This window comes from Ciceribacter sichuanensis, from assembly GCF_024055605.1.
Lineage (GTDB): Bacteria > Pseudomonadota > Alphaproteobacteria > Rhizobiales > Rhizobiaceae > Allorhizobium > Allorhizobium sichuanense.
Window position 1 is genome coordinate 321,556 of the sequence record NZ_JAMXLX010000003.1, and the last position, 13,973, is coordinate 335,528.

At 61.1% G+C, this 13,973-nt stretch carries 10 protein-coding genes; 8 read left to right on the forward strand and 2 right to left on the reverse strand.

Annotated elements, in window-relative coordinates:
* Position 1: 1 nt before the first annotated feature.
* From NBH21_RS12165 to NBH21_RS12180, 4 genes are all read left to right on the forward strand, one after another.
* Entirely contained in the window at positions 2 to 499 is a 498-nt protein-coding gene (locus NBH21_RS12165) for a hypothetical protein (protein ID WP_250913448.1), read from the forward strand.
* A 47-nt stretch (positions 500 to 546) separates the two neighbouring features.
* Positions 547 to 1,953 (forward strand): dihydrolipoyl dehydrogenase, encoded by a 1,407-nt coding sequence (gene lpdA, locus NBH21_RS12170; RefSeq protein ID WP_250913447.1) that lies wholly within the window; start codon positions 547 to 549, stop codon positions 1,951 to 1,953.
* Positions 1,954 to 2,090: 137 nt separating this feature from the next.
* The gene (locus NBH21_RS12175; RefSeq protein WP_250913446.1) at positions 2,091 to 2,591 is read left to right on the forward strand and encodes a cytochrome b; all 501 of its coding nucleotides are present in this window, start codon (positions 2,091 to 2,093) and stop codon (positions 2,589 to 2,591) included.
* A gap of 44 nt (positions 2,592 to 2,635) precedes the next feature.
* Entirely contained in the window at positions 2,636 to 3,109 is a 474-nt protein-coding gene (locus NBH21_RS12180) for a DUF2867 domain-containing protein (RefSeq protein ID WP_250913445.1), read from the forward strand.
* 5 nt (positions 3,110 to 3,114) lie between these two features.
* Here the strand turns inward: NBH21_RS12180 and NBH21_RS12185 are convergent, their stop codons facing one another.
* A complete protein-coding gene (locus NBH21_RS12185; RefSeq protein WP_280924902.1) occupies positions 3,115 to 4,209 on the reverse strand; it encodes a TraB/GumN family protein in 1,095 nt (364 codons plus the stop codon).
* Between the two features lie 100 nt (positions 4,210 to 4,309).
* Positions 4,310 to 5,245 carry a tyrosine recombinase XerC gene (locus tag NBH21_RS12190; RefSeq protein ID WP_250913444.1) on the reverse strand — a complete coding sequence of 312 codons (936 nt, stop codon included), beginning with the start codon at positions 5,243 to 5,245 and terminating at the stop codon, positions 4,310 to 4,312.
* Between the two features lie 242 nt (positions 5,246 to 5,487).
* On the opposite strand from NBH21_RS12190, the gene NBH21_RS12195 reads away from it, so the two are divergent.
* The 4 genes from NBH21_RS12195 (at position 5,488) to NBH21_RS12210 (ending at position 13,956) form a co-directional block, all read left to right on the forward strand.
* A complete protein-coding gene (locus NBH21_RS12195) occupies positions 5,488 to 6,387 on the forward strand; it encodes a GNAT family N-acetyltransferase (protein ID WP_250913443.1) in 900 nt (299 codons plus the stop codon).
* 336 nt (positions 6,388 to 6,723) lie between these two features.
* Positions 6,724 to 8,979, forward strand: coding sequence for a TonB-dependent receptor plug domain-containing protein (locus tag NBH21_RS12200; RefSeq protein ID WP_250913442.1), 2,256 nt, complete (start codon positions 6,724 to 6,726; stop codon positions 8,977 to 8,979).
* Positions 8,980 to 9,262: 283 nt separating this feature from the next.
* Positions 9,263 to 11,626, forward strand: a complete 2,364-nt coding sequence (locus tag NBH21_RS12205) for a methyl-accepting chemotaxis protein (RefSeq protein ID WP_250913441.1) — start codon at positions 9,263 to 9,265, stop codon at positions 11,624 to 11,626.
* A gap of 125 nt (positions 11,627 to 11,751) precedes the next feature.
* Entirely contained in the window at positions 11,752 to 13,956 is a 2,205-nt protein-coding gene (locus tag NBH21_RS12210; protein ID WP_250913440.1) for a primosomal protein N', read from the forward strand.
* Positions 13,957 to 13,973: the final 17 nt, after the last annotated feature.

Here is a 13,973-nt window from a genome sequence, read left to right on the forward strand (position 1 = left end):
GATGAAGCGGTCGCTCGTCGCGTCGCTTTCGCTTGCCGTGCTGGGGTTTCATGCCCCGGCGGTGGCTGATGATTGCCGTGTCGAGCATGCCGTCTATGCAGAGGGCGAAACGGGCCTGGAGCTGCGTTTCAGGCCGGGGAGTGGCGAGAATACGCCGGTCTCCCACAAGTTCGAGGTTCGGGCGGTAAAGGCCGGCCTCACGCTTGACGGGCATGTGATGTACGACGAGGAAATCGCCCGGCCCGTGGGCATGGCGATGAACAATTGCCCGGAGGGCGACGTGACCGGCGCGGATCTTAATGCCTGCATCGTCTGGCAGGGCATCGTCTATGCAGTGGATGGGCAGGGCAAGGTCGACCTTCTGCCGCCGGAAGGTGCGGAAGCGCCGAAGACGCTGCTTCTTCCCGGTTTCGGAGCGGCCTTCAAGATGTCCGCCGTCGGCGGCAAGGTCGAGGCCATGCCGTGGGACGGATTTTCATTCAAGGAATGCGCGCCGTAAGCGGTTAACGGAACGGCGGCAAAGGAACACACAGAGGAACGACGAAAATGGCTTACGATGTAGTGGTAATCGGTAGTGGCCCCGGCGGTTACGTTTGTGCAGTCAAGGCAGCCCAGCTCGGCCTGAAGGTCGCTGTCGTCGAAAAGCGGGCGACCTATGGCGGCACCTGCCTCAATGTCGGCTGCATTCCGTCCAAGGCCCTGCTACATGCGTCGGAAATGTTCAACCATATCGCCCATGGCATGGACGCCCTCGGCGTCGAGGTTGCCGCTCCGAAGCTGAACCTCGGCAAGATGATGGCCCACAAGGACAGCGTGGTGAAGGCGAACGTCGAAGGCGTTTCCTTCCTGTTCAAGAAGAACAAAATCGACGGCTTCCAGGGCACCGGCAAGATCGTTTCGGCCGGAAAGGTTTCCGTCACCAATGACAAGGGCGAGGAACAGGTTCTCGAGACGAAGAACATCGTCATCGCGACTGGTTCCGACGTTGCCGGCATTCCGGGCGTTGCCGTCGAGATCGACGAGAAGGTGATCGTATCCTCCACCGGCGGTATCGCGCTCGACAAGGTTCCGGGCAAGTTGGTCGTGGTCGGCGGCGGCGTCATCGGCCTCGAACTCGGCTCGGTCTGGTCGCGTCTTGGTTCCAAGGTCACCGTCGTCGAATATCTCGACACCATTCTCGGTGGCATGGATGGTGAAGTCTCCAAGCAGTTCCAGCGCATGCTGGCCAAGCAGGGCATCGAATTCAACCTCGGCGCCAAGGTCACCGGTGTCGAAAAGTCCGGCAAGGGCGCCAAGGTCACGTTCGAGCCGGTCAAGGGCGGTGAGGCGCAGGTTCTGGAAGCCGACGTCGTGCTCGTGGCCACCGGCCGCAAGCCCTTCACGGCAGGCCTCGGCCTTGAAGCCGCAGGCGTCGTGCTCGACAACCGCGGACGCGTCGAGATCGACGGTCACTTCCGCACCAATGTCGCCGGCATCTACGCGATCGGTGACGTCGTGCGCGGCCCGATGCTCGCTCACAAGGCTGAGGACGAAGGCGTGGCACTCGCCGAAATCCTCGCAGGCCAGCATGGCCATGTGAACTACGACGTCATCCCGGGTGTCGTCTACACCCAGCCGGAAGTCGCTTCCGTCGGCAAGACCGAGGAAGAACTGAAGGCTGCAGGCGTCGCCTACAAGGTCGGCAAGTTCCCCTTCACCGCGAACGGCCGCGCCCGCGCCATGCTGGCGACCGATGGTTTCGTCAAGATCCTCTCGGACAAGGAAACAGACCGTGTTCTCGGCGGCCATATCGTCGGCTTCGGTGCCGGCGAGATGATCCACGAGATCGCCGTATTGATGGAATTCGGCGGTTCGGCTGAAGACCTCGGCCGCACCTGCCATGCGCACCCGACCATGTCGGAAGCAGTGAAGGAAGCAGCACTTGCGGCCTTCTTCAAGCCGATTCACATGTGAGGGATTTTCCGGATAATAAGACTAATCCGGTAAAGTATTATATTTTCGTAAGAATTGTGGCCGCGGCTTGTTATTCAGGTCGCGGCTTTTATCATGGCGCGTAGTATTTTTCCGTGTTTTGACAAAAGGCAAGTGCCATGACGACGAACCCCGTGCTGGGATATTCTCTTCCGCAAAAGCTCATTCATTGGCTGATGGCGGCTTTGATCTTTTTCAACCTTCTCCTTACGGATGGCATGGAGAACTGGAACCGGCTGGTGAGCCGCGGCGAAACCGTCACGCCCGATGATATCGCGTCGGCCAACGTTCACGCCTATGTCGGCATCACCGTTCTCTGTCTCGCGGTGATCCGTCTCATTCTGCGCCTGACGCATGGCGCGCCGGATGCACCGGCCGAGGAGCCGCCGGTCCTTCGCCTTGCCTCCAAGGCGGCGCACGGGACATTCTATCTGCTGTTTTTCCTCCTGCCGATCAGCGGCGCTGCGGCCTATTACCTTGGTGTGGAGGTTGCCGGTTCGCTGCATGGCGGCCCGTTCAAACTTTTGATGTGGCTGTTGATCGTGGTGCACATTGCCGCAGTGCTGGTGCATCAGTTTTATTGGAAAACGTCAGTTGCCCAGCGTATGACCAAAGGCTGAAACAACGGCCGGTCCGGCCGTATCAGCTTGAGGAAATGGTTATCGTGAGTATCGCGCTGGAGCCTGTCAGCCTGCCGCATCCGGCATTGCCCGAGGCCGATTGGGCGGACCGTTATGTTTTCTCTGGCGCCGGCCCGCAGGGCACGGCGCTGGAGGTTAGCAAGCGGATGCTTGGCCGGCCTCCCGGCTGGATCCGGGGACTGATGGCCCTGCGCAATCGCATCGTCTCGCTGTTCGGGTTGAAGGCAGCCGATCTCGGGGTTGCCGACGCCGCCACGGTTGCCGGTTTCCCGGTCGTCTCCGAGCGGGATGGCCAGGTCGTGCTCGGCTTCAACGACAGCCACCTCGATTTCCGGATCGTGGTTGATGTTGAGGCAAAGGGTGCGGATGACAGCAAGGTTGCTGTGACGACGCTCGTGAAGCGCCACAATGCCTTCGGGCGGCTCTATATCGCCGTGGTCACGCCGTTTCACAGGGTGATCGTCAGGTCGACGCTTGGGCGGCTTGCTCGGGATTGAGTGAATCAGCCGCCAGCGGGCGTCAGCGTGAAGCCCTGATTCTTCAAAAGTTCGACGAGGCCTTCTTCGCCCGGCAGGTGAAGGGCGCCGACTGCGACGAAGGCGCCGCCCTTGGCAAGCACGGGGGCTGCGCGATCCGCCATGACGTGGTTGCGGTCGGTCACGATGCGTTTTTCGAAGTCCGCGTAGCTGCTCTGTTCCTTGCCGGCCTGTGCGGGCGAGACGATCTGCAGCATGGGCATGGTCATGCCGATATCGCCGGACAGATAGAGCGTCGTCATGGTCTCGATGACGTCGTTCATCCTGTCACCAAGCTCCAGCGTTTCGATCAGGGCCTGAAGGTGGAATTCCGTTGGAAGATCCGCCATGGCCTGCAGCTGTTCGGCCAGTGTCTCCAGCCCGACGACATTCTTGCCAGCCTTTACCGCGTCTTCCGCAATGTGCTTGTCGAGGAAGGATGCACCCTTCGCCTTGCGCGCCATCTCGCAGGCGGGAAGCGCGACGAAGCTTGAGATGATCCACGGCTGCATCCGCTGGACGGCGGCGAGCGCAAGTCCGCGCTCCTTCAATCCAGCCTCAAGACGGGTGGCCTGTTCCGGACTCAGCTTGTCGCGGATCGTCTTGCCATCGGTGAACATGGTCAGTTCCGGATGCATGAGCATCGCGGCGGCAGCCTTCTTCTCGTCGAGGATCTCGTCCGATTCAATGACGATGGTCGAGGCCTCGGCGGCGGCTTTTCGCGCCGGTTCCGGCATCGTCAGTACGCGCGGATCGGTAACGTGCATGGTGCCGAGCAGCCACGACGGTGCGAGGCCCGGTTTCTCGATCTTCCAGAAAATGCCCCTGCCGTTCGGGATCGCATCCGCTTCGGCGCGAAGTTTCGCATAGGTCGCCGGCTCGTCCTTTGCCAAGGCAGCCAGCAGATCGTTGCCGCTGCAGGTTCCGTTTTCCTCGGCATGCGCCGGCTTCAATGTCATCAGCACCAGCGCAAAGGCTGCGAGCAGCGCGATGTGGAAGGCCGCGGCAAGCCAGAGCACGACGTTTCCCACAGCGGAGAGCGACAGTCGGTTGCGGATGCGGTCGATTGAATGCGCGATCATGATCTGTCCGTTGATGTCGGGTCGCCGGAATACGAGGACCTGCTTGTTCTAGTCCCGGCCCCCTCAATTTTCCTTAACGGTCTTGGTTAACGACGGGCGATCAGGCGCGGGGGTGAGCCCGGTCGTAGACGTCCAGCAGGCGCGTGGCATCGACGCCTGTATAGACCTGGGTGGTCGACAGGCTGGCATGGCCGAGCAGTTCCTGGATGGTGCGAAGATCTCCGCCGCCGCCAAGAAGGTGGGTCGCGAAGGAGTGGCGCAGCGCATGCGGCGTCGCCGAATCCGGCAGCCCCAGGGCGGAGCGCAGGCGTTGCATTTCCCGCTGGATGATCGCCGGCTGCAGCTTGCCGCCGCGAGCGCCGCGAAAGAGCGGTTCGGCTTCCTCAAGATGATAGGGGCAGAGCTTGATATAGGCGGCGACAGCTTCCGCGACGGCCGGGAGAAGGGGGACTAGCCGGGTCTTGTTGCCCTTGCCGGTGATCCGGAGTGCAGTCGTCTTTTCGCCGAAGTCGGCGGGCGTGAGGTCCAGCGCCTCGGAAATGCGCAGGCCGCAGCCGTAGAGCAGGGTCAGCACCGCTGCATCGCGGGCGGCGATCCAGGGTTCCTCATGCATCTGCGCTTCGTTGCTGACGACGGTGAGCGCCTGGCTGCCGGAGAGGGGTTTGGGAAGCGATTTCGGCTGTTTCGGCGAGCGGATGGCGCCGGCGCCGGCGGCATTCACCAGCCCTCTCTTTTCCAGATGGCGGAGGAAGGATCGAAGGCCCGCGAGATGGCGTCCGAGCGAACGCGGGCCGGAGCCCTGCTTGCGACGGTGGGCGAGAAAGGCGCGCAGATCCGCGGGGCGCAATTCTCTTATATCGCGAATGGCGGCGGGGCCGCCGATGTGTCCGGTGAGGAAGGTGAGAAACTGCCGGGTGTCGCGTTCGTAGGCTTCCAGCGTGTTTTCCGAAAGCCGTCTTTCACCGGCAAGAGCCTGCAGCCATCCGGTGCGCTCAGCGAGAAGGTCGGGGTCGGCGAAGGTGAGCAGGTCGTTCATCGGCGCTCCCTTTACTTTGAGAATCTGCTAAGCCAACATGCCTTCCAGATGTTAGGGAATGCCTAAAATGCCGCATCCAGTGTCATGCTTCGATCACATTGGGCTGCGATAGAGCGTTTTCGGCGAAAGCGGAATCGCCTCAATGCTCTATCTCTTTGTTTTTACGCAATTCCGGATGCAAGGCCGCTGCACGCCTTTGCTGGAATTGCTTTAGAGGCTGATCGGTAAAGTCGGGGTTTTCTATGGCGCGCCGTGATTCGATGACGATGTTCGGGCAATTCGCCGAAGCGGTTGCTCTGGTCTCACATGGCCAGCCGGGGCACATCGTCGACACGTTGATTGCCGAGCGCGGCCAGAAGATCGTGTACCATCCGCTGTGGCCCGTCATGCGGCCTTTTCTCTATACCCTGCTGCGTTATGCGAAGGCGGTCGAATTTGCCGACGATATTGCCAACATGCCGGGTTTTCAGGCCTTCGAATATCTCAGCAATATCCTGCGCCTCTATATCAACGTCGTGAATGGTGAGCGGATACCTGAGAAGGGTGGCTTCATCATGGTCAGCAACCACCCGACCGGCATTGCCGATGGTGTCGCGGTGTTCGACCTCCTGAAACGGCGGCGCCCGGACATGATGTTCTTCGCCAACCGCGATGCCATCCGGGTCAATCCGCGCTTTGCCGAGGTCATCATTCCCGTCGAGTGGCGCGAGGAGCATAAGAGCAAGCTCAAGGCGCGCGAGACCCTCAAGCTGACCAACCGGGCGATCGAGGAGCAGAAGGCTACCGTGCTTTTCCCCTCCGGTCGCATCGCCTATTGGGCGAATGGACGGCTGAACGAACGGCCATGGAAAACCTCGGCGGTCGGGCTTGCCCGCAAATACGACCTTCCGATCCTGCCGGTACATATGACAGCCCGCAATTCGGGCCTGTTCTACTGGTTTGCAAAGTGGTCGACCGAACTTCGGGACATGACGGTCTTCCACGAACTTCTGAACAAGAAGGGTGATCGTTTCGACTTCACCATCGGCGAACTGATTTCTCCCGACCGGCTGGAAGGCGACGTCACCGCCGTCACCGCCGCGCTCGAGCACCACACCGTGCACGCGCTGGCCATGGACGGTAACGCGACCTTCCGTCTCTAAGGGTTCATCGCACCCAACAAAGAGTGGAATGCGAACAGGTTTTTGTTCCCGCAACGCGGATGCTTTTGCCTGCGTGAGAAGAGTTTCGATTTCCTGTGCCTAAAAACAACCTGAAGGTGTCAAACGGGCGTTTGGTCGGTTTTTTCAATTCAATGTGAGTTGGCAAACCGTAAACATGACATTAACGATCATGTTCAAGGGGCGTCGGGGCAGTTATATTTCTTGAAATGCTAATATTTTTTCATTCATCACACTGGCCACACATCGTGGAACAGCCGTTTCATGCTTGGGAAGCTGGACAACTAGACTGTCCAATCTCCCAAGGAATATGTGGAAATGCTTTATAAGTTCAGAAGACCGCACCGGGCGCTGGTGCTGGTTCTGCTTGTCTCGGCAAGTTATGCCCAGTTGCCGCCAGTGGCCGCATTGGCCCAGGATAGCTCTACGGAAGACGATACTGCCTCCAGCAATTCGTCGACCGTTCTCGCGCCGATCACGGTAACGGGCAAGAAGACCGGACGTCCGACTGCGACGGAGCCAATAGGCGCGACGTTTGCCGAGCCGGAATCGGCCCATCAGGCCTCGCAGACCATGTCGGTCGTGGAAAGATCGTGGATCGACACCACGACCCCGAAAAGCACGGTAGACATCCTCGCGGATGTGCCGGGTGTCACCATCTCGCGTAACGGCGGTCTCGGCGGCCAGATCTATCTGCGCGGTTTCAACTCGAATGACTGGCGGTCGAGCTTCTATATCGATGGCAATCGCTTCCGCGGCCGCAATACGCTGCAATACATGCTGATCTCCCCGGAAGAGATCGAGCGGGTCGAAGTCATTCGCGGCCCGGCATCGCTTCTCTATGGCAGCGACGCATTGACGGGCGTGGTGAACGTCATCACGCGCCAGCCGGACTACGATACGTCGGGCGACTGGCGCGTTGCCGGCGGCGGCAGTTCCGTTTCCTATAACAGCAACGGTAACGGGCTCGTCGGGACCCAGGACCTGACCATCGTCGGCCATGACTTCGATATCACCGGCACGCTGACCGGCCGTCGTTCCAGCGATTACGAATCGCCCGCCGGTACGGTGGAAAACAGCGACTACAAGGCTCTCGGCGGTAGTGTGGTCGTTGGTTACACGCCTGTCGAAGGGCAACGGCTGGAATTCGTCTATCGCGACCAGTATGTCGAAAGCGGTCGAGCCGGCGGCGTCGGTGGCGTGCCAGGCGCACCTTACCGTGCCGCTCGCGAAGACCCTCTCCAGGTCCATATGGGCCGCGTGAACTATTCCGGCGACTTCACCGATGGCCTGTTCGATCACATCGAGGCCAGCGCCTATGTCGACAAGTTCTACACCGAACTGGAGGTACAGGCGAACACCTTCAACAGCGCCGGTCAGCTGACGCGCAAAACCACGACCCGCAACTATGTCGTCGATCCGACCGTGATCGGCGGCAACGTCAAGGGCTCCATTCCGTGGGAGCAGGGCGAGTGGGGCACAGGCAAGACCACGGTCGGGCTGGACTGGATGCATGAATCCCGTTCCGGCGGCGAGAGCTCTTCTGTCGTGACCAATTACAACCCGGTAACGGGTGCCGTGATGAGTACGACCTCCACGGCTCGCACGAAATCCAGCCCGGACACGACCCAGGCGAATATCGGCGCGTTCATGCTGAACGAGTGGACGCCGGTCGATCCGCTGACCATATCGCTTGGCGCACGATATGACTGGTACCGGACGACGAGCGATCTTTCGCCGTTGCCGACTGCTCTCCTGCCGTACTTTGAGGACAATAATAACAGCACGAATTCCGCCCTGACGGGTGGTGCGGGCTTTGTCTATCGTCTGACGCCGGAGTTCGACATTATCGGCAATATCGGCACGTCCTATCGCGAACCGCAAAACTCGGAGATGTTCGCCTTTACCGCGGCCGCGACGCCGACGATTCCCAATCCCGAACTGGAGCCGGAAGAGGGCGTTTCCTACGAACTCGGCGCCGCCTGGCACAGCGGCGATGTCGGCATTCAGGTCACGGGTTTCTACAACCGCTACCGCAACCTGATCGTCACGGCGCAGAACATGCTCTACGAGGGAACGCGGGTAAATCAGCGGCAGAACGTGGGTAATGCCGAAATCACTGGCGTCGAGGCGGAAATGCGCTGGCAGGCGACGGATTCGATCAACCTGTTCGGCAAGATCAGCACGCTCCATGCCACGGATGTCGATACCAACCAGACGCTGCCTTACATCGCTCCCGTGACCGGCAGTATCGGCGTGCAGTATTCGCCGCCGGATTCCGGCTACTCGCTGATCGCCAATGCCGAATGGGCAGGCGACAAGCGCCACATCACCTCGAGCGAATACCCGACGGACGGCTATATCGTCGCCAACCTCTACGGGCGGTTCGATCTCGAGAAGATGATCTCGGAAAACTACAAGGGAACGACGCTCACCTTCGGCGTCGAGAACATCTTCGACACTGAATATGTCAGCCCGTCGACGACGGTCAGCGTCGCTTCGGCGAGAAGCATGTACAACCCGTTGGTCGAGCCAGGCCGCAGCTTCTCCCTGAAGCTGGAACACCGGTTCTGATCTGATAAGCGGATCCCGGCCGTTGTCTGCGGTCGGGATCCGGAGCTGCGCCGCTGGTTGTTATGCAATTCTTAGTTGTATTGTGTCGGATGATTTTTCCGATGGTGGTAGGGTGTCGCGAAACCGCTACGGTTTTCGAATTTTCTTATTTAGCAATATCGTTTATGCGCCTGTCTGGTTGATCTTCATTAACCACAAACCCCCTCAATTTGATGGCTGTTACGCGGAGCAATAGGTCTTGGTGCCTGCTCCCGGATTCATGCGCGCTCAGGGGGATTACGGAATGCGCTTCAAGTCTATACAGTTAAAGATTGCAACCCTTTCGGGTGTCTGCGTGCTTGCGGCCACGGCGGGGCTGGTGGGTTACGGGATCATTTCAGCGAGCAGCACGAGGGAGTTCGTCGCAACGCAGGTGACCAACCTCACGGATGTGAAGACCAGGGAAAGTCTTCAGACACTCGCATCCACGCAAGCGGGTGTCATTCGCTCCTCGCTCGATGGCGCTTTCGATGCGGCTCGCGTCATGGCGCGGAGCTTCGAGATGCTGGCCGGCGGCGATGCCTTCACCCCGCCTGAAACCCGCCGGACGCAGCTCAATGCGCTTCTCCTGAACGTGCTCAAGGACAATCCGCGTTTCAATGGCACCTACAGCGCATGGGAACCGAATGCGCTCGATGGCGCTGATGCCGAGTTTCGTGATCGTCGCGATATGGGATCGGATGCAACGGGCCGCTTCCTGCCGTACTGGACCCGGGATGCCGCCGGCAAGATCGCGATCCAGCCGCTGGTGGAATATGACAGCTCCGAGCTTCACCCGAACGGTGTGATGAAGGGTGGCTGGTATATCGGCCCGCAAACGGGCCATGGCGAAAGCATTCTCGATCCGTTGCCCTATATCGTACAAGGCAAGAGCGTCTATCTCGCTACCATGTCGGCGCCGATTACCGTCAACGGAAAATTCGCCGGTGTTGCCGGTGCCGATTTCGATCTCTCTTTCGTGCAGAAGCTCGCCGAACAGGTGAAAGCATCGATCTACGGGGGCAAGGCGTCGGTATCGATCGTCAGTTACAAGGGGCTGGTGGTGGCTTCCAGCGAGAAACCGGAGACTATTGGCCAGCCGTTCGATCAGGGTAACAGCGCCCTGTCGCAATATCTGTCGCTCATCCAGTCCGGCAAGGAGGAGGTCCTGGCCAGCAACGAAGCGTTCAAGGCGTTTTCGCCAATTATCATCGGCAGGACCAAGACGCCTTGGTCGGTGATGATCGACGTTCCGCGTGCGGTCGCGATGGCCGAGGCGACGAAGCTCGACCAGGATCTCACGGATCGCAACGCCAGTGACGGTGTCCTGCAGGTCGCCGTGGCCGCCGTCATCGCGCTGGGCGGCATCGCCGCGATGTGGCTTGTCGCGCACAGCATTGCCGGCCCCATTCGCAACATGACCGCCAGCATGCGCCGACTGGCCGATGGCGACACGGATTGTGATATCCCGGGCATCGGTCTGCCTGACGAGATCGGGGCCATGGCCGCGGCGGTGGAGGTTTTCCGCAACAATGCGATTGCCAATCGGCGTCTCGAGGAAGAGGCTGCGGCAACGCAGGAGACGACGGAACGCGAGCGTCGCCGCAACATGGACATCGAGCGGGTGCGGACCGAGGCCATGACCCAGGCGACTGCCGGGCTGGCGGATGGCCTGAGGCAGCTTGCCGCCGGCAACCTTTCCTTCCATCTCGCCGATCCCTTTGCCGCCGAGTTCGAGAGCCTGAGAAGCGACTTCAACGCAGCCGTCACCCAGCTCGGTCGTGCCATGGCCGCGGTCGCTGCCGCGTCACGCTCCATCGACACCGGCACGCAGGAGATCAGCCAGAGCGCGGACGATCTTTCCAAGCGCACCGAGCAGCAGGCCGCCTCGCTGGAGGAGACCGCTGCCGCACTCGACGAAATCACCGCCAATGTGACGAACTCCTCGAGGCGGGCCGAAGAGGCTCGAAGCGTTGCCGTGCAGGCCAACACCAGTGCGACCCATTCCGGCGCGGTGGTGGCGGATGCGGTCAATGCCATGCAGCGCATCGAGCAGTCTTCCAACCAGATCGCCAGCATCATCGGCGTGATCGACGAGATTGCCTTCCAGACCAACCTGCTGGCGCTGAATGCCGGGGTCGAAGCCGCGCGTGCCGGGGACGCAGGCAAGGGATTTGCCGTCGTCGCGCAGGAAGTTCGCGAGCTTGCCCAGCGCTCGGCCCAGGCCGCCAAGGAGATCAAGGATCTCATCCGCAATTCCAGCGCGGAGGTGGAAAACGGGGTGAAGCTCGTCAAGGATACCGGCGAGGCGCTGAAGACGATCGAGGCCTATATCGTTACCGTCAATCAACATATGGACGCGATCGCGACTTCCGCCCGCGAGCAATCGCTGGGGCTCTCGGAGGTCAATACCGCTGTCAACCAGATGGACCAGGTGACGCAGAAGAATGCGGCCATGGTCGAGGAAGCGAATGCCGCCAGTGCAACGCTTGCCGTCGAATCGCAGCGGCTTCGCGATCTGATCGGGCAGTTCCGGCTTGGAGAGGGCGCGCGTGATGGCGCTTCGCAACTGCGCCAGATGGGAGCCGAGATGGCGACGCCTGCCCGACGCTATGCCGCTCGGGGATAGCCGGTTGGTTTCTTTCCTCCTGACGGCATGAGATATTACGGCCCGCGGTCTTCCGCGGGTCGTTCCCATTTCCGTGGAGTATTTGCGGTTTCCTTTCCGGGTCCTTGCATGCAAGTTGGCGCCCCATGAGAGACGATTCGCCCGGACTGTTCGGTTCGCCGCCGCGCCCTCGCGTCGTGCCCGTTCTGGTGCCGATGCCGGCGCCGACGGCCTACAGCTATGCCGTGCCGGAAGGCATGGCGGCCGAGCCGGGCTCGATCGTGCAGGTGCCGCTCGGGCCGCGTCAGGTCATCGGTGTCGTTTGGGACGGGCCGGATGCCGGTTCCGTCGATCCGAAGAAGCTGCGTGCCATCACCAAGGTGTTCGATTGTCCGCCGCTTGACCTGAACATGCGCACCTTTATCGACTGGGTAGCGTCCTATACTTTGTCGCCTCCGGGTTATGTAGCGCGCATGGCGCTTCGGGCGCCGGCCGCGTTCGATCCAGAGCCGATGGTGGAAGGTTTTCGCTTTTCCGGTATCGAGCCGGAGAAACTGACGCCCGCGCGGCGCAAGGTTCTCGATCTCGCGGCGGATGGTCTTTCCTGGACGAAGAGCGGGCTCGCCCATGCATCGGGGGTTTCCTCGAGCGTGATCGACGGGCTGGTGAAACAGGGCGTGTTCGAAACAGTGTTCCTGCCGCCGCCGCCGCTGGTGGCCAAGCCCGATCCTGAATTTGCCGAATCCCGGCTGGCCGGACCACAGAAGGAAGCGGCCGACGAAATCCTCGAAGGCGTTCGCGCCGGAGGCTTTTCGGTCGCCCTGATCGACGGTGTGACGGGATCCGGCAAGACCGAAGTCTATTTCGAGGCGATTGCCGAGACGTTGCGGCAGGGAAAGCAGGTCCTGATCCTCCTGCCGGAAATCGCGCTGACAGCCAATTTCCTCGAACGCTTTCAGGATCGCTTCGGCGCGAAGCCGGGGGAATGGCATTCGGATCTGGCGACGAAGACCCGCGAAAAGGTCTGGCGTCAATGCGCGACCGGCGATATCCGCGTGGTGGCCGGCGCGCGTTCCGCTCTCTTCCTGCCCTTCGAGGATCTTGGCCTCATCATCGTCGACGAAGAGCACGATCCCGCTTTCAAGCAGGAAGACCGGGTTTTCTATAACGCCCGCGACATGGCGGTGGTGCGTGCCAGGATATCCGGTTTCCCCGTGGTTCTGGTATCGGCGACACCTTCGGTCGAGAGCCAGGTCAATAGCCAGAGCGGGCGCTATCGGCGCATTCATCTGCCGACACGTTTCGCCGGCGCAGCACTACCGGACCTGCATCTCATCGACATGCGCCGGCATCCGCCGGAACGTGGCGGGTTCATTTCGCCGCTATTGCTCAAGGCCGTCGGCAAGACGGTCGAGCGCAAGGAGCAGGCGCTGCTCTTCCTAAACCGCCGTGGCTATGCGCCGCTGACGCTCTGCCGTGTCTGTGGTCATCGCTTCCAGTGCCCGCAATGTTCCAGCTGGCTGGTGGAGCACCGGTTTCGCGGGCAGATCCAGTGCCATCAATGCGGTTATGCCGAGCCGACGCCGCAGGCCTGCCCGGAATGCGGAACACTCGATCATCTGGTCGCCTGCGGACCCGGCGTCGAGCGCATCGCGGAGGAAGTCGAGAAGCACTTCCCCGATGCCCGGACACTGGTGCTTTCCTCCGACCTTGGCGGCGTGAAGCGATTGCGCCTCGAGCTGGAGGCCATTGCCAATGGCGAGGCGGATATCGTCATCGGCACCCAACTTGTCGCGAAGGGGCATAACTTCCCGCTCATGACGCTTGTCGGCATCGTGGACGCCGATATCGGCCTTGCCAATGGCGACCCGCGGGCGGCCGAACGCACCTTCCAGCTCCTTTCGCAGGTGACGGGTCGTGCTGGGCGAACGGGGCGCAAGAGCCACGGTTTACTGCAGACTTTCCAGCCGATGCATCCGGTGATGCAGGCGATTGTCTCGGGTGACGCCGAAGCCTTCTACGATCGGGAAATCCTCGAGCGCGAGCGCGCCGGCCTGCCGCCGTTCGGCCGGCTGGTGTCGATCATCGTTTCGGCTGACAACCGGATCGATGCCGAAACCCATGCGAGGCAGCTCAGGCAGGCAGCCCCCTCGGAGTCCGGCGTGGCCGTTCTCGGGCCGGCGGAGGCGCCTCTTGCGCTGATCCGAGGTCGCCATCGCTTCCGTCTGCTCGTTCATGGCCGTCGCAACAGCGATATGCAGGGTTTCGTGCGGACCATGCTCGCCAACGGGCCGAAGGAACGTCGCTCGATCCAGGTCCAGGTCGATGTCGACCCGCAAAGCTTCCTGTAATCCACCGAAATCCGTCC